20 protein-coding genes are annotated in these 18,011 nt (G+C 61.5%); 18 read left to right on the top strand and 2 right to left on the bottom strand.

The window, feature by feature from the left end; genetic code table 11:
• Positions 1 to 14 precede the first annotated feature (14 nt).
• Both sufC and HMPREF1484_RS08570 read left to right on the top strand, forming a co-directional pair.
• Positions 15 to 767, top strand: a complete 753-nt coding sequence (gene sufC / locus HMPREF1484_RS08575) for a Fe-S cluster assembly ATPase SufC (RefSeq protein ID WP_016664647.1) — start codon at positions 15 to 17, stop codon at positions 765 to 767.
• Between the two features lie 32 nt (positions 768 to 799).
• The gene (locus HMPREF1484_RS08570) at positions 800 to 1,120 is read left to right on the top strand and encodes a metal-sulfur cluster assembly factor (protein ID WP_016664646.1); all 321 of its coding nucleotides are present in this window, start codon (positions 800 to 802) and stop codon (positions 1,118 to 1,120) included.
• A gap of 79 nt (positions 1,121 to 1,199) precedes the next feature.
• Here HMPREF1484_RS08570 and HMPREF1484_RS08565 read toward each other — a convergent pair whose 3' ends face one another.
• Together HMPREF1484_RS08565 and ald are read right to left on the bottom strand one after the other, a co-directional pair.
• Positions 1,200 to 2,465, bottom strand: a complete 1,266-nt coding sequence (locus HMPREF1484_RS08565; RefSeq protein ID WP_016664645.1) for a dicarboxylate/amino acid:cation symporter — start codon at positions 2,463 to 2,465, stop codon at positions 1,200 to 1,202.
• A gap of 136 nt (positions 2,466 to 2,601) precedes the next feature.
• Positions 2,602 to 3,729: an alanine dehydrogenase gene (ald, locus tag HMPREF1484_RS08560; protein ID WP_232049699.1), complete on the bottom strand. Its 1,128-nt coding sequence runs from the start codon at positions 3,727 to 3,729 to the stop codon at positions 2,602 to 2,604.
• A 238-nt stretch (positions 3,730 to 3,967) separates the two neighbouring features.
• On the opposite strand from ald, the gene abc-f reads away from it, so the two are divergent.
• The 16 genes from abc-f to lgt all read left to right on the top strand — a co-directional run bounded on the left by abc-f (position 3,968) and on the right by lgt (position 18,005).
• A complete protein-coding gene (abc-f, locus tag HMPREF1484_RS08555) occupies positions 3,968 to 5,572 on the top strand; it encodes a ribosomal protection-like ABC-F family protein (RefSeq protein WP_016664643.1) in 1,605 nt (534 codons plus the stop codon).
• Positions 5,573 to 5,693: 121 nt separating this feature from the next.
• The gene (gene efp, locus HMPREF1484_RS08550; protein WP_016664642.1) at positions 5,694 to 6,251 is read left to right on the top strand and encodes an elongation factor P; all 558 of its coding nucleotides are present in this window, start codon (positions 5,694 to 5,696) and stop codon (positions 6,249 to 6,251) included.
• Position 6,252: 1 nt separating this feature from the next.
• Positions 6,253 to 6,756, top strand: coding sequence for a transcription antitermination factor NusB (gene nusB, locus HMPREF1484_RS08545; protein ID WP_016664641.1), 504 nt, complete (start codon positions 6,253 to 6,255; stop codon positions 6,754 to 6,756).
• A gap of 14 nt (positions 6,757 to 6,770) precedes the next feature.
• A complete protein-coding gene (gene pyrR, locus HMPREF1484_RS08540; RefSeq protein ID WP_016664640.1) occupies positions 6,771 to 7,340 on the top strand; it encodes a bifunctional pyr operon transcriptional regulator/uracil phosphoribosyltransferase PyrR in 570 nt (189 codons plus the stop codon).
• A 253-nt stretch (positions 7,341 to 7,593) separates the two neighbouring features.
• Complete coding sequence (mihF, locus tag HMPREF1484_RS08535; RefSeq protein WP_016664639.1) at positions 7,594 to 7,920, top strand: integration host factor, actinobacterial type; 327 nt, start codon at positions 7,594 to 7,596, stop codon at positions 7,918 to 7,920.
• Positions 7,917 to 8,504 carry a guanylate kinase gene (gmk, locus tag HMPREF1484_RS08530; RefSeq protein WP_016664638.1) on the top strand — a complete coding sequence of 196 codons (588 nt, stop codon included), beginning with the start codon at positions 7,917 to 7,919 and terminating at the stop codon, positions 8,502 to 8,504. The genes mihF and gmk overlap by 4 nt, the downstream gene beginning before the upstream one ends.
• 114 nt (positions 8,505 to 8,618) lie before the next feature.
• Positions 8,619 to 8,960 (top strand): DNA-directed RNA polymerase subunit omega, encoded by a 342-nt coding sequence (rpoZ, locus tag HMPREF1484_RS08525; RefSeq protein ID WP_016664637.1) that lies wholly within the window; start codon positions 8,619 to 8,621, stop codon positions 8,958 to 8,960.
• 15 nt (positions 8,961 to 8,975) lie between these two features.
• Complete coding sequence (gene coaBC / locus HMPREF1484_RS08520; RefSeq protein ID WP_016664636.1) at positions 8,976 to 10,238, top strand: bifunctional phosphopantothenoylcysteine decarboxylase/phosphopantothenate--cysteine ligase CoaBC; 1,263 nt, start codon at positions 8,976 to 8,978, stop codon at positions 10,236 to 10,238.
• 52 nt (positions 10,239 to 10,290) lie between these two features.
• Entirely contained in the window at positions 10,291 to 11,496 is a 1,206-nt protein-coding gene (metK, locus tag HMPREF1484_RS08515) for a methionine adenosyltransferase (protein WP_016664635.1), read from the top strand.
• 32 nt (positions 11,497 to 11,528) lie between these two features.
• Positions 11,529 to 13,115: an anthranilate synthase component I gene (locus HMPREF1484_RS08510; protein ID WP_051120658.1), complete on the top strand. Its 1,587-nt coding sequence runs from the start codon at positions 11,529 to 11,531 to the stop codon at positions 13,113 to 13,115.
• Positions 13,115 to 13,735 carry a Trp biosynthesis-associated membrane protein gene (locus HMPREF1484_RS08505; protein WP_040386556.1) on the top strand — a complete coding sequence of 207 codons (621 nt, stop codon included), beginning with the start codon at positions 13,115 to 13,117 and terminating at the stop codon, positions 13,733 to 13,735. Before HMPREF1484_RS08510 ends, HMPREF1484_RS08505 begins: the two co-directional genes overlap by 1 nt.
• Positions 13,736 to 13,837: 102 nt before the next feature.
• Complete coding sequence (locus tag HMPREF1484_RS08500; protein ID WP_016664632.1) at positions 13,838 to 14,065, top strand: HGxxPAAW family protein; 228 nt, start codon at positions 13,838 to 13,840, stop codon at positions 14,063 to 14,065.
• A gap of 93 nt (positions 14,066 to 14,158) precedes the next feature.
• Positions 14,159 to 14,962 (top strand): indole-3-glycerol phosphate synthase TrpC, encoded by an 804-nt coding sequence (gene trpC, locus HMPREF1484_RS08495; protein WP_016664631.1) that lies wholly within the window; start codon positions 14,159 to 14,161, stop codon positions 14,960 to 14,962.
• A gap of 31 nt (positions 14,963 to 14,993) precedes the next feature.
• Entirely contained in the window at positions 14,994 to 16,265 is a 1,272-nt protein-coding gene (gene trpB / locus HMPREF1484_RS08490; protein ID WP_016664630.1) for a tryptophan synthase subunit beta, read from the top strand.
• Position 16,266: 1 nt separating this feature from the next.
• Positions 16,267 to 17,073, top strand: coding sequence for a tryptophan synthase subunit alpha (gene trpA / locus HMPREF1484_RS08485; RefSeq protein ID WP_016664629.1), 807 nt, complete (start codon positions 16,267 to 16,269; stop codon positions 17,071 to 17,073).
• On the top strand, positions 17,070 to 18,005 hold the full coding sequence (gene lgt, locus HMPREF1484_RS08480) for a prolipoprotein diacylglyceryl transferase (protein WP_016664628.1): 936 nt from the start codon (positions 17,070 to 17,072) through the stop codon (positions 18,003 to 18,005). The genes trpA and lgt overlap by 4 nt, the downstream gene beginning before the upstream one ends.
• The last annotated feature ends 6 nt before the right edge of the window (positions 18,006 to 18,011 follow it).

Raw genomic sequence — 18,011 nt, 5'->3', positions numbered from 1 at the left:
TTGAAAGGAACACCATGTCCGTTCTTGAAATCAAGGACCTCCACGCAACCGTGGAAACTCCCGAAGGCACCAAGGAGATCCTCAAGGGCGTGAACCTCACGCTCCGCTCCGGTGAAACTCACGCGATCATGGGCCCGAATGGCTCGGGCAAGTCCACGCTCGCGTACTCGCTCGCCGGTCACCCCAAGTACGAAATCACCTCGGGTGAAGTCCTCCTCGATGGCGAAGACGTTCTCGAGATGAGCGTCGATGAGCGCGCAAAGGCCGGGCTCTTCCTCGCGATGCAGTACCCGGTCGAGGTTCCCGGCGTGACCGTCTCGAACTTCCTGCGCACCGCTAAGACGGCGGTCGAGGGCGAGGCCCCGAAGCTGCGCGAGTGGGTCAAAGATGTGAACGCCGCGATGGAAAAGCTCCGTATGGACCCGCATTTTGCGCAGCGTAACGTGAACGAAGGGTTCTCGGGAGGCGAGAAGAAGCGTCACGAGATTCTCCAGATGGAGCTGCTGCGCCCGAAGATCGCGATCCTCGACGAGACCGATTCCGGACTTGACGTCGATGCTCTTCGCGTCGTTTCGGAGGGCGTGAATCGTGTGAAGGACGAGACTGATCTCGGCGTCATGCTCATCACGCACTACACGCGCATCCTCAAGTACATCAAGCCGGATTTCGTGCACGTCTTTGTGAATGGTCGCGTGGCGGAAGAAGGCGGCCCTGAGCTCGCCGAGCGCCTCGAGGCCGAGGGCTACGACCGTTACCTCACGGCGTAGGCCTCACGACCACCGGAAGGACGGCTTAAGCAATGTCCGAATCGAAAGACGTCAGCGTACAGGACGTCACCGAAGCACTGAAGGACGTCATCGATCCCGAGCTCGGGATTAACGTCGTTGACCTCGGCCTCGTCTATGGCGTGACCGTCGAGAACGGCAATGCCGTTGTCGACATGACCCTGACGAGTGCCGCGTGTCCGCTTCAAGACGTGCTCGAGGAGCAGACTTTTGCTGCGCTCGACCCGATTACGGAGACGCACCGGATTAACTGGGTGTGGATGCCGCCGTGGGGCATGGAACGCATTACTGAGGACGGCAAAGATCAGCTTCGCGCGATCGGCTTCAACCTCTAACCTGCGCGGCTTAGGAAAGGGCGGGGCCCGGCTCACTTCACGGTGAACCGGGCCCCGCCCTTGTGAGGCGTGATGAAGCCTACGCGGTACGTGGTGCGGCCGCGAGGGCCTCGTCTTCGGCGCGTTCGCGATCGCCCTTATCCATCCAGTCTTTGCCGTCAATCATGCGGGCCACGAGCATAGAGGAGGAGTTGTCGCCGACCGCATTGATCGTGGTTGCGGGAGCGTCGATGATTGTCCCGATGATCGAAATGACCGGCAGCGCAGTGGTGGGAAAACCGTAGAGAGTAATAATCATGAGTTCTCCGACGAAGCCGCCCGAAGGGATGCCGCTCATCACCATGCCGCTGAGGAGCGCGATGCCGACGGCGATGAGAAGGTTCTCGATCGTGAAGAGATCGCGTTGGAACAGGGTGAAGAGGAACGAGATCTTGAGGATCGCGGAAAGGACTGATCCTTCCATATGGATCGTCGCGCCGATCGGGATGATCGTTTCTCGAATGTCCCGCGGCACACCTGTGCGCTGCGCGGCCTTGAGGTTCGCCGGGAGACACGCCACGGAGGAACCGGTGCCAAGCGCGATCGCGGTGGGCTCGAGGATGTTGCTCCAAAAGCGTTTGATGCCTTTGGTGCCGCCCGCAATGTAGGCGTAGAGCGTGAATGCGACGCAGAAGTAGACGATGGTGACGGGGAAATAGATGACGAATGCACGTACGTACCCGCCCACGAGTTGCGGACCAAGTTCGCCGATGAGCGCGGCGAAGTAAGCGCCAAGACCGATCGGCGCGTAGTACATGATGAGCGAGACGAGCTTCAGGAATACGGCGCTAGCGGACGAGAGGAACTCGCGGAACGCGTCGCCAGCTTTTCCAATGCCACTCGTGGCGAACCCGACGAGTACCGCAAAGATGATGAGCGCGAGCATGTTGGAGGGGGAGAGGAGCTCGCCGAACTCGTTCACGGTGAGAGTTTGCACGATCTGATCACCAATCGATTCGGGCTTTTCGACGGTCCCTGGATCGGTGAGTGTGATGTTGAGCGGCTCACTTGAACGGAAGATCCACAGTACCGTGAGCATGATGATCGCGGCGACGATTCCCGTGGAAATGAACACGAGCATCATCGACCCCATGATTTTCCCAAGCCGTTTGGCCGAATCCATGGCGGCGACCGAGGACGCGATTGAGAAGAAGACGAGCGGCACGACGAGCGTGAACATCATGTTCACGAACACAACGCCGAAGGGCTTCACAACCGCGGCGTCGGGCCCGAAAACAAGTCCGGCGATCGCGCCGAGAACGACACACGCCAGGATGATGAGAGGGAATCGGTAATTACGCAACATAGGTGCATTATCTCAGCTTTGGCCAGCTGAAAGCAGCATTGAGGGCCGTCCGCACCTGGGATATCTCGCACACTCTCATTTTTAACAAGCGGCTGGGCGCCCTCTGCGGGATGACCTTTGCAGAGGGTGCACGGCGTTACCGCTCGTGTGCGAGTACATCTCGAGCGCTCCGATAAGGAAGACCATGTGCCTCAGCCACTTCTTCATGAAGTAGCTCGCCGCGGAAGGTCGAGAATCCCGAAAGCAAGCCCGGGTGGCCGGCGATCCCCTCAATACACCCGTTTGCGAGAGCACGCACGTAGGGAAGGCTGGCCCCCGCGAGGGCAACGCTTGCAGTGCGGGCAACGGCACCGGGCATGTTTGCGACGCAATAGACCGTCGCATTACCCACGCGGAAGGTTGGGTCATCGTGTGTGGTGGGGCGAGAGACCTCGGTACAGCCGCCCTGGTCGATTGCGACATCGATGACGATTGATCCGGGTCGCATCGCCTCAATCGTTTCACGTTTGATGAGCTTCGGGGCCGCTCGTCCGGGTAGGAGAACAGAGCCAACGACGACATCGGCTTCGCGCGCGAGGGTATCGATGGCTTGCGCATTAGAGAATCCGGTTGAGATACGCGTGCCATGCGTGCGATCGAGATCGGCAAGCCGCGCGGAATTAATGTCGAGCACGGTCACGCTCGCGCCCATGCCAGCGGCGACGATCGCAGCCTGCTCGCCGACGACGCCGCCACCCACGACGAGAACTTTGGCACGCGCCGTGCCGGGCGCGCCTCCCATGAGAACACCGGTTCCGCCAAACGGCGACATGAGCTGATGGGCGGCGACCTGTGCGGAGAGCCGACCGGCGATGATGCTCATGGGTGCGAGGAGGGGAAGCGAACCGTCGGAACCCTTCACCATCTCGTAGGCAAGCGCGGGAGTTTTCGCAGCGAGGAGTGCCTGCGTGAGCGAGCGTGAAGCCGCGAGATGGAGGTAGGTGAAGAGAATCTGATCCTCCCGGAGGTACCCGTACTCGCTCTCGAGAGGCTCCTTGACCTTGAGGAGGAGATCGGCCTCGCCCCAGACGGATTCGGCCGTGTCGGCGATCTGTGCGCCGGCCCCCTCATAATCCGTGTTGGTGAAACCAGCGTTGACACCCGCGTCCTTCTCAACAACGACCTCATGCCCGGAACGGATCAGCTCCTCGACGCCGGCGTGGTGCATCGCCACACGATATTCGTTGTTCTTGATTTCCCTCACGATACCGATTTTCACGTTCATCTCCTTTGCGTCGTGGCGCTCCTTCGCACCGAATTCACGTTCCTTCCATGCTTACGCAGTCCACGCTCTCGCTCAAGGGGCTTACACAAAACGTTCGTGATGTGCAGGGCGCTTGTGCAATCCGCTACCCCGGGGCGGGGAGTCCGACGGCTGCAGGGCCCGAATCGGCCACGCATTACTAGACTTGTGCGCGGCCCCCAGGGGTCGAGCCCTTCTTCGTCAGTTTGTAAAGGACACCATGATCACGGTTCATGACCTCGAGATCCGCGTGGGTGCACGCATGCTTATGAGCGGCGTGGACTTTCAGGTCGCGAAAGGCGACCGCGTGGGGCTTGTTGGCCGCAATGGTGCCGGTAAAACGACCCTCACTCGCACGTTGGCGGGCGAGCGCGAAGCCGCGGCGGGTTCGATCGATATCCGCGGGCAGATCGGCTTCCTCCCTCAGGACACAACCGAGGGGGATCCGAAGCAAAAGGTGCTCGCGCGCATTCTTGAAGCGCGAAACCTCGCCCGCATTTTCGAAAAACTCGCGCAAAGCGAGCGGGATATGGCCGATATGAGCCTCAGTGAGACAAAGCGCGAGAAGGCGATGGATCGCTACGTGCGCTTCAACAACGAACTTGAAGCACAGGGAGGTTACGCGGCCGAGGCGGAGGCAAAGCAACTCGCGGCAAACCTCGGGGTCGATAACCGCCTGCTCGAGGCCGAACTCGGCACGCTCTCTGGCGGTCAGCGTCGCCGCGTCGAACTCGCACGTATCCTTTTCTCGCAGGCGGAAACACTCGTGCTCGATGAGCCGACCAACCACCTCGATGCTGACTCAATCGTGTGGCTTCGCGAGTTCCTCATGCAGTACCCGGGCGGAATGATCATCATCTCCCACGACATCCAGCTCGTTGAGCACGTCGTCAATAAGGTGTTCTATCTCGACGCAAATCGCCAGGTCATCGACGTCTACAACATGGGTTGGAAGAATTACCTGCGTCAGCGCGAGGACGACGAGAAGCGTCGTAAACGTGAGCGTGCCAACGCTGAAAAGAAGGCCGCAACCCTTCAGGCCCAGGGCGAAAAAATGCGGGCGAAGGCGACGAAAGCGGTTGCTGCCCAGCAGATGCTCCGCCGCGCCGAAAAGCTTCTCGACTCCCTTGAGGAGGAACGTCAGGTTGAACGCGTCGCGAAGCTTCGCTTTCCGAAACCGGCCCCGAGCGGCAAGACCCCTCTCAGGGCAGAGGGGCTTTCGAAAAGCTACGGGAGCCTCGAGATTTTTACCGACGTGAATCTCGCGATCGATCGTGGCTCGCGCGTTGTCGTTCTCGGACTCAACGGTGCGGGTAAGACGACCCTTTTGCGTCTGCTCGCGGGCGTCGAAACCCCGGACACCGGAGAGATCATTGCCGGTCACGGGTTAAAACTCGGCTACTTTGCCCAGGAACATGACACGCTCGAACTTGAGCGCACGGTTCTCGACAACATGCAGCGCGCTGCGGGGGACTTGCCCGAAGTCGAGGTGCGCAAGATCCTCGGTTCATTCCTCTTCCAGGGCGACGACGTGCACAAGTCCGCAGGCGTTCTTTCGGGTGGCGAAAAGACCCGTCTCGCGCTCGCGACCCTTGTCGTCTCCAGCGCGAACGTTCTTCTCCTTGACGAGCCCACAAACAACCTCGACCCGGCGAGCCGCGAAGAAATCCTCGGTGCGCTCAGCGCCTTCGAGGGAGCGATCGTGCTCGTGAGTCACGACCCGGGTGCCGTCGCGGCGCTCGATCCCGAACGAGTGCTGATGATGCCCGATGCTGTCGAAGACCTCTGGAACGCCGAATACGAGGAGCTCATCGCGCTCGCGTGAGAAGGATCAAGGGGAAACCGGCAACCGTCGGAAATTTCCCGCGCCCGAAGGGCGCTAAAATTAAGGATTGTGTGCGTCCTCGAAGGGGCGCGTGCGCAAATGCAACCCCGAACGGAGAATCATGGCAAGCACTAACGATCTGAAGAACGGCATGGTCCTGAAGCTCGAGAACGGCCTGTGGAGCGTTGTCGAATTCCAGCACGTGAAGCCCGGCAAGGGCCCGGCGTTCGTTCGCACCAAGCTCAAGAACGTTCTCTCGGGCAAGACCGTTGACAAAACCTTCAATGCGGGCGTCAAGGTCGAGACCGCAACGATCGACCGCCGCGACATGCAGTACTCGTACATGGATGGCGACCTCTTCGTATTCATGGACACCACGACCTGGGAGCAGACCAACGTGACCGCGGAGATCGTTGGCGACGCCAAGGACTACATGCTCGAGGGCCAGGACGCCGTCGTGGCATTCCACGAGGGCACGGTACTTTTCGTTGAGCTTCCCGCCTCGGTCGTTCTCGAAATTACCCACACCGAGCCCGGCCTCCAGGGTGATCGCAGCTCGGGCGGCACGAAGCCCGCAACCCTCGAGACCGGCCTCGAAATCCAGGTGCCTCTCTTCCTCGAGCAGAACACCAAGGTTAAGGTCGACACCCGCACCGGCGACTACCTCGGACGTGCCTGATATGCCGTTCGATCCGCTGGATCTTCCGCTGCCGGGGCGCGAGGGGGACGAAGTTGAACTCGTCAAGACCCTCCCGTCGCGGACGCATAAATTTGGTGCAGTGACGCGTGCGCGCGTGCGCGCGATTGACGTGTTGTTTGAGGCCGACGCCCGCCAGGTGGGTGTCGAGGAACTAGCCGAGCAGCGCACCGTCACCTCAACCGCGCAGACCCCGCTGCCCGAGGCAGCGAAGCGTTTTGCGCTTATGTATGCCGCGCACGCCGCTGACATTGACGACACGATTGCTTCGCACTCGGAGGCGTGGACGCTCGAACGCATGCCCGCTGTCGACCGAGCGATCTTGCGTATGGGAGCGGCCGAGATTCTTCACGGCACCGGAGTCGATGCTCCTGTGCTGCTCAAGGAGTACACGAGCGTTGCCGCCGAGCTGTCGACGGAAGATTCGGCATCGTTCGTCAATGCGCTTCTCCAGCGAATCGCGGACGCGAAGGATCTACTGGGCTAAGAAGGGAGACGTCCATGGCTGAGGATCTCCGCACGGAAGTGTTCAAGGCGGGCGACATTCGCCGCGCGTTGACCCGGATCGGCTACGAGATTGTCGAAGGTGAAAAAGGTGTCGACGATTTCGTGCTCATGGGGATTCACAGCCGTGGCGTGCCCCTTGCCTACCGCATCGCCGAGGCGATTGCGCGTGCCGGCAACACCGAGCGCGACCCCGCGAGCATCGTGGGGGAGCTCGACATCACGCGTTTTCGCGATGATCGCTCGTCGAAGCCTGCGCGGGAGGAACGAGAGACGCGCCTTCCCGAGGGAGGGATCGAAGGCCGCACGGTTATTCTCGTCGACGATGTGCTCTATTCAGGTCGTACGGTACGCGCGGCGCTCGATGCCCTGAGCGCGCTCGGTCGACCGGCCGCTGTTCGACTGGCGATTTTGGTCGATCGAGGCCACAGGGAGCTGCCAATTCGCGCAGATTTCGTCGGCAAGAATCTGCCGACGTCGCGGCGAGAGCGGGTCAACGTGTTGCTAGAGGAGTGCGATGGCGCGGACTCCATTGTTCTTGAAAGATCAGTAACAGGCGGGTGCTGATCCCGTCCCGAACGCAAAAAACACACGATATGCCTGCTCAAGGTGACAAATAGGTCACGATTTCGCGGTTTTTCAGCGTTCTTCAAGACTTTATCAACTTGGTGGGTAACTCTATACGTAGCTCCAAGCCGAGCGGTTTGCTCGTTGAGTGCCAGTCGCGACGCGGAAGAGTGTTTGCAAATTCTCTGGGGCTTCGTCATGAAGATTCATGAGAATGGGTACCATCCCACGAATAGATTGAAGAGGTAGACACGTGGCTCTCCCCACTTTGACCCCCGAAGCGCGCAAGGCCGCACTCGAGAAGGCTGCACAGCTCCGCCAGGAGCGTGCGCAGGTGAAGAACCGCCTCAAGAACTCGACCGGCAACCGCGGTGAGGAAATCGCGAACCTTATCGAAGAAGCGAAGACGAGCGAGGCTGTTGCTCGCCTTAAGGTTTCCGCGATGCTCGAATCCCTCCCGGGCATTGGCAAGGTCAAGGCTGCGCAGATTATGGACGAGATTGGCATCTCGCCCTCGCGCAAGATGCGGGGCCTCGGCCGCCATCAGGCGGAAAAGCTTATTCAGCACTTCGCAGAGTGAGCCCGGCGCAGTCGCTCGACGTGCCCCGCGGGCGCGTCGTTGTCGTCGCCGGTCCGACCGCCGTCGGCAAGGGCACTGTTACGCGCAGACTTCTCGAGAAACACCCCGAGGTCTATCTATCGGTCTCCGCGACCACGCGTGATCCGCGCCCCGGCGAAGTGGACGGGATCCACTATTTTTTCTGGAGTCCCGAACAGTTCGACGATGCCGTGAATAACGGCGACATGCTCGAATGGGCCCTCGTGCACGGCCGCAATCGTTACGGAACACCGAGGAGCGCCGTCGAAGCGGCCCGGGCCGAGGGGTGTGCGGTCATCCTTGAGATCGACCTTGAGGGGGCTCGCCAAGTGCGTTCCTCGATGCCGGATGCGCGCTTCGTGTTCTTGGCTCCGCCCAGTTGGGACGTCCTTGTTGAGCGTCTCGTTGGGCGGGGAACAGAAAGCCCTGAAGAGCAGGAGCGGCGACTTGAAACCGCGCGGGTGGAAATGGCCGCTGAAAAAGAGTTTGACGTGACGATCGTGAACGATGATCTCGATGAGGCCGTCGACGCGCTCGCACGCGAAGCTGGGCTCGCTATCGCGTGAATGACATCACCGACCTTCGCCGTCGCTAGGGCGCTATTTCCGGTAGGATGGGACCTTGCGCGCTCGTCATGCGCGAGCGCCGATATCTGACTTCACACTAGGAAGGGACGTTTCGTGCCTGGAACCGTTGCCCAGCCCGAAGGCATTACCAACCCGCCCATCGATCGGCTGCTCGAGTCCGTTGATTCGAAGTACGCCCTCGTGCTGTACTCGGCGAAGCGTGCGCGTCAGATCAACGCTTACTACTCGCAGGTCGAAGACGGCCTCCTCGAGCATGTCGGACCTCTGGTTGACACCGAGCCCCAGGAGAAGTCTCTTTCGATCGCACTTCGCGAGATCGACGAAGGTCTGCTCGAGGCCAAGGAGATCGACGAGAACGCTCCCAAGCCTCCCGCGCGCGAGCCGCTCACGCTCGGGGACGACGCCCCCGAGGTGCCGATCGACTTCAACCTCTAAATCGAAGCTTTGACGATGCCCGCATCGCCTCCTTCTGTGGCGCCGCGTCCCCTCGAGGGTCTTCGCGTCATCGTTGGAGTGTGTGCGGGCATCGCTGCATATAAGGCAGCTCACGTGGTGCGCGGCTTGACCGAACGGGGCGCCGATGTGCGCGTTGTTCCGACGAAGGCTTCGCTCGAGTTCGTTGGCATCTCGACGTGGGAAGCACTTAGCCATAATCCCGTGCGCACCTCTGTCTTCGACGATGTGGACTCGGTTGCCCACGTGCGTCTCGGCCAGGAGGCCGACGCCGTCGTCGTGGTCCCGGCAACAGCAGATTTCATGGCCCGGGCACGTATGGGAAGGGCCGACGACCTCCTTACAGCCACGCTCCTCGTCACTCGAGCACCCGTCATCCTCGCCCCGGCGATGCACACGGAGATGTGGGAGCATCCCGCAACGCGCGAAAATGTCGACGTGCTCCGATCACGTGGCGTGCGCGTGATTGAACCTGCGAGTGGGCGCCTCACCGGAACCGATACCGGTGTAGGGCGACTGCCCGAGCCCGAAGTGATTGTGCACTATGTTGAGTCAGTCCTCGCGGCAGGGTCGCGCACGTGCGACCTCGAAGGCACGCACGTGGTGATCACCGCAGGGGGGACGCGCGAGGCTCTTGATCCGGTGCGCGTGCTCACCAATCACTCGAGCGGTAAACAGGGGGCGGCGCTCGCGCGCGCGGCGTACGTTCGAGGAGCGAGCGTGAGCCTCGTCCTGGCGGGTTCACACATCGAACCTCCCGCGGGCGTAGACGTCGTGCGGGTGGAATCGGCGAAAGAGCTTGCGGCCGCGGTACGGGAGCGTGAAAGCAGCGCGGATGTGCTGATCATGGCCGCTGCCGTTTCCGATTTCACGCCTGAGCCATCGCGCAGCAAAATCAAGAAAAAAGCGGGCGAGTCGGGCCTCACCCTTCACTTGATGGAGACCGAGGATATTCTCCGCGGCCTCGTCGAACGCCGGCAGGCCGGTGAGCGTCCGTTCGTGATTTGCGGATTCGCTGCCGAGACGGGGGATGAGCATTCGAGCGCCCTCGCGCACGCGACCAGGAAGGCCCGCGCCAAGGGCGCAGACCTCCTCGCGTTCAACGATGTCAGTGAGAACGCTTTCGGGGCCGACACGAACGCATTGACGTTTCTTGATGCCGCTGGTGAAATTCGCGGAGCCGCACGCGGGACGAAAGACGAGGTTTCCCACGCAATGCTTGACCACGTCGCCTCTCTCCTCAAGCGCGAGCGCAGCTAGCCTCGGGCGACTCCTTTGATTCCGTCACCACCTCTCGCAGATAAGGCAGCACATGACACTCAATGATTTGCGGTACTTCACTTCCGAATCGGTTACGGAAGGCCACCCGGACAAAATCTGCGACCAGATTTCCGATGCAATTCTCGACGACATGATCGCGCAGGATCTCAACTCTCGCGTCGCAGTCGAGACTCTCGTGACGACGGGCCTCGTCCATGTTGCCGGAGAGGTGCGCACCGAAGGCTACAGTGACGTCAACTCGATCGTTCGTGACGTGATCAGGTCGATCGGCTACGACTCCTCCGAGAAGGGCTTCGATGCGGACTCGTGCGGCATCGAGGTGTCGATCGGCTCGCAATCGGCCGATATTGCGCTCGGGGTCGATAATTCCGAGGAGTTCAAGGGCGGAAGCATCGAGCAGGGTTTTCAACTTGGCGCTGGTGATCAGGGCCTCATGTTCGGGTACGCGTGCGCTGACACGAAGGAACTCATGCCGCTGCCGATCTACGCGGCGCATAAGCTCGCGCAAAACCTGTCGAACGCACGCCGAGACGGCGTACTCCCGTATCTGCGCCCCGACGGCAAATCGCAAGTGACGATCGGATATGACGACGATTTTGTCGCGCGCAGCGTGAATGCGGTCGTCGTATCGAGTCAACATGCCGAGGACGTCGATGTTGCGGGGCAACTCACCGAGGCGATCTCCCGTGTGGTGATCCAGCCTGTTCTCGAGGAACTCGCCGAGCTTGGACTGGACATTACAGGGGTCAAGCGTCACATCAACCCAACGGGACGTTTCGTCGTCGGCGGCCCGAAAGGCGATGCCGGACTCACGGGTAGAAAGATCATCGTGGATACCTACGGCGGGATGGCGCGTCACGGCGGCGGCGCTTTTTCGGGTAAGGACCCGTCGAAGGTCGACCGTAGCGCCGCCTACGCCCTGCGTTGGGTCGCCAAGAACGTGGTTGCAGCGGGTCTAGCCGAGCGGTGCGAGATTCAGGTTGCCTACGCGATTGGTCGCGCTGCCCCCGTGGGCCTTTACGTTGAAACGTTTGGAACGGGCAAGGTTCCCGAGCATCAACTTGCCCGGGCTATCGAAAAGGTCTTCGACCTGCGCCCGCAGGCAATCGTTGAGGAGCTCGATCTTCTGCGACCCATCTACCGCAAAACGTCGGTTTTTGGCCACTTCGGCCGTCCCCTTGCGGAATTTGAGTGGGAAAAGACCAACAGAACTGAAGAGCTCACCCGCGCTCTATGACGCGCCGATCTGCGCGATCGTTTCGCTAAGCAATGAGGAAAGGAGGGCGCGTGTTCGAGCGCGATATTTACCCCGAAACTGTTCAGGGTCTCGAGGGCGAGACGCTTGGCGAGATTTGGCCGGACCGAAAAACCTTCCTCGATCTCGCGCGTACACAGCGCATCGTGCCCGTCGTGATTCGGCTTTTGGCCGACCAGGACACTCCGATCTCTCTGTACAGAAAGCTCACGGCACCGTCGGGCCCCGCGGGCAGTTTCCTTCTTGAGTCCGCAGGCCAGGGGGAGGATTCCCGCTGGTCCATCATTGGGGTAAACGCTCGCGCCTCTCTCACCGAGAAAGACGGCAACGCGCGCTGGTTTGGCGATGTCCCGGCCTCGGTTCCCACATCGGGCGACCCGCTCGAGGCGCTCAGGGCTACCGCCGCTGAGTTCAAATCCGCGCGGATGGCGCATCTACCACCGTTTACGGGCGGGCTTGTGGGCTTCGTAAGCTATGACGCTGTGCGGCGCTTCGAGAATCTCCCGCACAAGCCCGTAGACGAGATCGGTACGCCCGAGCTATGCATGCTCCTTGCACAAGACGTTGCCGTGTACGACCACCGCGACGCGACGGTTCTGCTCGTGGCAAACGCGCTCAACCTCAACGGTGCAGACAGCGGCGCAGAGGCAGCCTACGAGGATGCCCTCGCCAGAATCGACACGATGCGCGATTCGCTTCGCACGCACGTCGAGACGAACCCCGTCGTCTATTCTGCCGTGCAGCGGCCGTCGAGTACCGCTCGCACGAACCAGACGGATTTTGAAGCGTCAGTTGAGACGGCGATCCAGAACATCATCGACGGTGAAATCTTCCAGGTCGTGCCGTCGCAGCGACACACGCAGGCAACGAGCGCCGACCCCCTCGACGTCTACCGCGTGCTGCGCAGGCTCAACCCTTCGCCGTACATGTTTCTCGTGCGCGCTCACGATGGAGATGGCAAATCGATCGATGTGGTGGGAGCGAGTCCCGAAACACTCGTCACTGTGCGCGGCCGCCACGCGAGCACGCACCCGATCGCGGGTTCGCGCCCGCGTGGGACTAACACTGAAGAGGATGAGAGGATAAAAGGCGAGCTCCTCGCCGATCCGAAAGATCGATCCGAGCACCTCATGCTTGTCGATCTCGGCCGTAACGACCTGCAGAAGGTCTGCGAGCCGGGAAGCGTGATCGTGCGAGATTTCATGAGCGTCGTGAAGTATTCCCACATCATGCACGTGATTTCGACGGTTACGGGAACGCTCAAAGAAGGCTTGAGCGCCTTTGACGCTCTCGCGGCAACCTTTCCGGCCGGCACGCTCACGGGTGCACCCAAGCCGCGCGCGATGCAACTCATCGATGAGCTTGAGCCCGTGTCGCGGGGGATCTATGGCGGCACCGTCGGCTACCTCGATTTCGCTGGCGACCTCGACATGGCGATCGCAATCCGAACAGCCGTCATGAAAGACGGCCGTGCGCACGTTCAAGCCGGGGGTGGTGTCGTCGCTGATTCGATCCCCACGATGGAACATCGTGAATCGCTGTCCAAGGCTGCTGCTGCTCAACGCGCTGTGGCGAGTGCCGAGACGCTGAGGGAACAATGATGGCTGGTCGATCATCGGATGCTTCCTCTCCGCGCACCCCGCTCATTCTCGCGCTCGTCGTCGCAGGGGGTGTGGGTGCCGTACTCACCCAACCAACGTGGGTTGAGGGCGAGGTCGTGGGCCTTGCCGGTAACGTGTCTGAACTCAGCATTGCGGGGGCGAAGGCTTCCCCACTTTCGCTCGCGTGCGCTCTCGTGGCGGTTGCTGCGGCGGGCGCCCTTGCACTGTCGAGGCGCGGCCTTGCCCTCGCGTGCGCGATTGTGTCCACCCTGGCCGGTGTGGGGATTGTCGTGGGAGGTGTGCTGGTTGCCCTTGATCCGGCACACGCGGTCGCGAGCGCAGCACTCGAAGCCACCGGTGTGGTGAATGCACCCGTCACTGTTTCGGCATCGTGGCCCGTGTGGCTGTCGATCGTGTCAGGCGTTCTGATTGCGCTCGTCGGAGCTCGATTGACGATGAACACACGTATGCGCGAGGAAGGAGCATCACGCACTCGCTATACGCGCCATACCGCTACGCGATCCGGAGAAGGCGCCGGCGAGGTGCCGCACACCGATGCGGAAGCGTGGGACATGCTCAGTCTTGGTGAGGACCCGAGCGACGAGCAGCGCGGAGTGTGAAGGTGCGAGGACGCTTGCGCTAAAACATGGCACAATGAAAGACGCAGTTTGACGCGCCCGTGCGCGCATACGCTTCAGAACTACTTTCGACCGGAGTGAAGAATGCCGAAGACTTATCTTGTTCCCCCCGCCCCGCCGCAGAACGAAGGCAAAACCGTGGCTGCCTGGGTGTTTTCGGCGTTTGTCCTCCTCGGTTCGGTGCTCATTGCCCTCGCAATGATCACGAGCCAGAACATCCTCCTTATCGTTGGTCTCGCGTCGGTTCTTCTCGCGCTCGTCGTAGGCTTCGTCCTGCGAGCCGCGGGTTTCGGCCAGAAAGCTAAGCGCTGACGTGTCCGCTCAACGCCCTGTACGAAGGACTTGCTCTTCGTGCAGGGCGTTGTGCTGTGAAGGCGGGGGAGAGTACGAAGAGGAGTGCGGCGCTTGAGCGTTCTTGAGGAAATCATCGCGGGGGTACGTGCGGATGTGGGGCGGCGAAAGTCCGACGTTAGCGGGGCCGAAGTCGAGCGTCTCGCTCGGGAGGCGAAGCCTGCTCTCGACGTCGTTGAGCGCCTGCGCGAGCGTGAGACGCTCGGTCTGTTCGCCGAGGTTAAGCGGTCATCGCCCTCGAAAGGATCTCTTGCGGATATCCCCGATCCTGCTCACCTCGCGACCGCGTATGAAGATGGCGGTGCCACGGCGATCAGCGTACTGACCGAGGAGCGCCGCTTCTCGGGTTCGCTCCGTGACCTCGACGCTGTTCGTGAGCGCGTAAGCGTCCCCGTGCTGCGCAAGGACTTTATGGTCGAGGACTATCAGATTTTCGAAGCGCGAGCGCATGGCGCCGATGTCGTGTTGTTGATCGTGGCGGCGCTGTGTGACGCCCAACTTGACGATATGTACTCGCTCGCGAGGTCTCTCGGTATGCGGGTTCTCGTCGAAACGCATACGCCGGAAGAGCTCGAGCGGGCCCTCGCAAGCGACGCTGAGCTCATCGGTGTGAATGCGCGCAATCTTAAGACTCTCGACGTCGACCTTCACTATGCGTGTGCGCTGCTCGAGTCGGTGCCCTCCGACCGCCTTGCCGTGGGGGAGTCGGCCGTGGCAACTATCCGCGACGTTGAGGCCTATGCACGTGCCGGAGCTGATGCCGTTCTCGTCGGTGAGGCACTCGTGCGGCACGCGGATCCCACGAAGGCGGCGCGCGACTTTTGCAGTGTTGAGCGGCAGCGCCGAGCAGGGCGCTGATACGCGCACGTTGGAACAAGAGGAGTGGAAAGTGACAGATGCCTTTGTCCCACAGGACGGACCTGACTTTGGCGATTTCGGCGGGAGGTTTCTGCCCGAGGCGCTCGTTCCCGCTCTCGACGAACTGACACAGGCGTGGCACGAGGCCAAAGCTGACCCGTCCTTCTCGAGCGAGCTCGAACGGCTCAACCGCGAATACACGGGCCGTCCCTCGCTCCTCACGGAAGTTCCTCGATTTTCTGCCGTTGCCGGCGGCGCCCGGATTTTCCTCAAGCGAGAGGATCTCAATCACACGGGAAGCCACAAAATCAACAATGTGCTTGCGCAAGCGCTTCTCACGAAACGTATGGGAAAGACCCGCGTGATCGCCGAGACCGGGGCCGGCCAGCACGGAGTTGCGACGGCGACGGCAGCGGCACTGTTGGGGCTTGATTGCCGGATCTACATGGGTGAGGTCGATACTGAACGCCAGGCCCTCAACGTCGCGCGTATGCGTCTGCTCGGGGCAGAAGTCATTCCCGTCACTCACGGCTCTCGCACTCTCAAGGATGCGATTAACGAGGCCTTTCGCGACTGGGTTACCAACGTGGAATCCACCCATTACCTGCTCGGCACGGTGACGGGGCCTCACCCCTACCCGACCATGGTGCGCGAGTTCCACGCCATGATCGGTCGAGAAGCTCGCGAACAGGTCCTCGCGCAAGCGGGCCGCCTTCCCGACGCGATTGTTGCGTGCGTGGGCGGAGGCTCAAATGCCATGGGGCTATTTCACGCCTTCCTCGAGGACGCATCGGTGCGAATCGTGGGATGCGAGGCCGGGGGCTCCGGTATCGCATCCGGCAAGCACTCGGCAACGATCACCGCGGGCAGCCCCGGTGTTTTGCACGGCGCCTGCTCCTACGTGATGCAAGACGAGGACGGCCAAACGATCGAATCGCACTCCGTGAGCGCGGGTCTCGACTACCCGAGCGTCGGCCCCGAACATGCCTATCTAGCCGATACGGGACGCGCCGAATACCGGGCGATCAACGACAACGAAGCCATGGAAGCCTTCGCGTTGCTGTCGATGACCGAAGGCATCATGCCCGCACTTGAATCCGCCCATGCCCTCGCCGGTGCCCTCGCCCTCGGGCGCGAGCTCGGCGAAGGTGCGGTCATCGTTGCGAACCTTTCGGGCCGTGGTGACAAGGACGTCACGACAGCCTCAACCTGGTTCGGGCTCATCGGTAACGACAAGCGCGCAGACATCAACGACATCAAAGAGAAGATCCGCACGGCGCTTGCGCGTGAGGGAGGAAACTGACATGCGGCATCTTTCAGCAGAGGTCATTGACCGAGCCAAGGGGGAGGGGCGCGCCGCACTCGTGGCCTACCTTCCCGTGGGCTTTCCCACCTTCGACGGGTGCATCGAAGCCGTTCGCGCCCTTGTCGGCTCGGGCGTCGATGCAATCGAGTTTGGGATCCCCTACACGGACCCCGTTATGGATGGCCCCGTGATCCAGGAAGCGGCGGATCGAGCTCTTTCGCACGGTACGCGCCCCGCGCATGTGATGACGGCGATCGATGCGGTGAGCGATCTCGATGCCGCGCTTCTTGTCATGAGTTATTACAACCCCATCCTCAAGTACGGGCTCGACGCTTTTGCGCGCGACCTCGCCGCAGCGGGTGGCGCTGGGGTCATCACACCGGACCTCACGCCCGATTCCGGCGGTGACTGGATCGAGGCCTCTGGCACGAGAAACGTTGAGCGCATTTTCCTCGCCGCACCTAGCTCGCCCGAGGAGCGATTGCGCCTCGTGACCGAGTCGAGCACGGGCTTCGTCTACGCCGCCTCGACGATGGGCGTCACGGGCCTTCGCTCGAGCGTCGGCGATGCCGCGCACACCCTCGTGGATCGCACGCGGCGCGCTGGCGCCGAACGGGTGTGCGTTGGTCTCGGTGTGTCAAACGGGGAACAGGCCGCGGAAGTGGGCACCTATGCCGACGGCGTGATCGTGGGAAGCGCTTTCGTACGAAGGCTCCTCGAAGCGCAGACACCGTCGGAGGGGCTCCGTTCTCTCGAAGCTCTCGCAATTGAACTCCGTTCCGGAATTGAGGAGGCGCGCGCATGATCTCAGCGACTATTCCGAGTCCGCCCGTTAGCTCGTTCAGCATCGGCCCGGTCACAATCCATTTTTACGCACTATTCATTCTGACCGGCATCGCTATCGCCTACTGGTGGTCGCTGCAGCGCTGGATCGCTCGCGATGGTGACCGTGACGACTACTTCGACATCGTCTTCGTGACGATCATCGTGGGGATCATCGGTGCGCGCATGTACCACGTGGGCGTCAATATCCCGGACTACTTCGGTCCCGGCAAGGATCCGCTGAGTGCGCTTCGCATGTGGGAAGGTGGCCTCGGCATTTGGGGCGCGGTCGCGGGAGGAGGCCTTGCGGCGTTCGTCATGACTCGGCGCAAAGGCGTGCAGTTCCTCGCCCTGGCTGATTCGATCGCGCCTACTCTTTTCGTCGCGCAAGCCATTGGGAGGCTTGGAAATTGGGCTAATCAGGAACTTCACGGCGAGCCAAGCACGCTGCCGTGGGCTCTGGAGATTACGTGTGAAACCAACGGCAAAACGATCGTTGGCTGTGTGCCCGGAACCTATCAGCCGACCTTCCTCTACGAGGGGCTGTGGAATATCGCCGCCTGCGTCGTGGTGCTGCTTCTCGCGAAACGGTTCGCCATCGCTGGCGGGCGCATATTCCTCATGTACATCATCGCGTACTCTGCGGGCCGGACCCTCATGGAAACGATGCGCACGGAACCCTCAACCATGGTTTTTGGCTTGCGAATCCACATGGTCATTTACATCATCACGGGTCTCGTGGCGATCGGCGTGTTTGCGTGGCTCACGGTCCGTGCGCGCAAGAAGGGCGAGGCGCGCAGTGCTTACGACACGATTAACGGCGATCCGCTGCCGCGGCCGGAAGGGCGCGCGGGTAGTGAGACGGTGGCTGTCCCGCATGACCAGGGAGAAAATCTCAAAAACCCCGCGAAATAAGGCTGA

It is taken from the genome of Dermabacter sp. HFH0086 (assembly GCF_000413375.1).
GTDB classification, from domain to species: Bacteria; Actinomycetota; Actinomycetes; order Actinomycetales; family Dermabacteraceae; genus Dermabacter; species Dermabacter hominis.
Note: the sequence above shows the minus strand (reverse complement) of the source record. Positions and strands in the feature narration are given on the sequence as shown.

What these genes read in the sequence shown, in the direction of transcription:
- HMPREF1484_RS08565 (WP_016664645.1), bottom strand. Translation starts at nt 2,465, where the DNA reads ATGTTGCGTAATTACCGATTCCCTCTCATCATCCTGGCGTGTGTCGTT.
- HMPREF1484_RS08500 (WP_016664632.1), top strand. Translation starts at nt 13,838, where the DNA reads ATGCCGAAGACTTATCTTGTTCCCCCCGCCCCGCCGCAGAACGAAGGC.
- ald (WP_232049699.1), bottom strand. Translation starts at nt 3,729, where the DNA reads ATGAACGTGAAAATCGGTATCGTGAGGGAAATCAAGAACAACGAATAT.
- lgt (WP_016664628.1), top strand. Translation starts at nt 17,070, where the DNA reads ATGATCTCAGCGACTATTCCGAGTCCGCCCGTTAGCTCGTTCAGCATC.
- pyrR (WP_016664640.1), top strand. Translation starts at nt 6,771, where the DNA reads ATGGCTGAGGATCTCCGCACGGAAGTGTTCAAGGCGGGCGACATTCGC.
- HMPREF1484_RS08510 (WP_051120658.1), top strand. Translation starts at nt 11,529, where the DNA reads ATGAGGAAAGGAGGGCGCGTGTTCGAGCGCGATATTTACCCCGAAACT.
- nusB (WP_016664641.1), top strand. Translation starts at nt 6,253, where the DNA reads ATGCCGTTCGATCCGCTGGATCTTCCGCTGCCGGGGCGCGAGGGGGAC.
- trpA (WP_016664629.1), top strand. Translation starts at nt 16,267, where the DNA reads ATGCGGCATCTTTCAGCAGAGGTCATTGACCGAGCCAAGGGGGAGGGG.
- abc-f (WP_016664643.1), top strand. Translation starts at nt 3,968, where the DNA reads ATGATCACGGTTCATGACCTCGAGATCCGCGTGGGTGCACGCATGCTT.
- coaBC (WP_016664636.1), top strand. Translation starts at nt 8,976, where the DNA reads ATGCCCGCATCGCCTCCTTCTGTGGCGCCGCGTCCCCTCGAGGGTCTT.
- HMPREF1484_RS08505 (WP_040386556.1), top strand. Translation starts at nt 13,115, where the DNA reads ATGGCTGGTCGATCATCGGATGCTTCCTCTCCGCGCACCCCGCTCATT.
- efp (WP_016664642.1), top strand. Translation starts at nt 5,694, where the DNA reads ATGGCAAGCACTAACGATCTGAAGAACGGCATGGTCCTGAAGCTCGAG.
- metK (WP_016664635.1), top strand. Translation starts at nt 10,291, where the DNA reads ATGACACTCAATGATTTGCGGTACTTCACTTCCGAATCGGTTACGGAA.
- sufC (WP_016664647.1), top strand. Translation starts at nt 15, where the DNA reads ATGTCCGTTCTTGAAATCAAGGACCTCCACGCAACCGTGGAAACTCCC.
- HMPREF1484_RS08570 (WP_016664646.1), top strand. Translation starts at nt 800, where the DNA reads ATGTCCGAATCGAAAGACGTCAGCGTACAGGACGTCACCGAAGCACTG.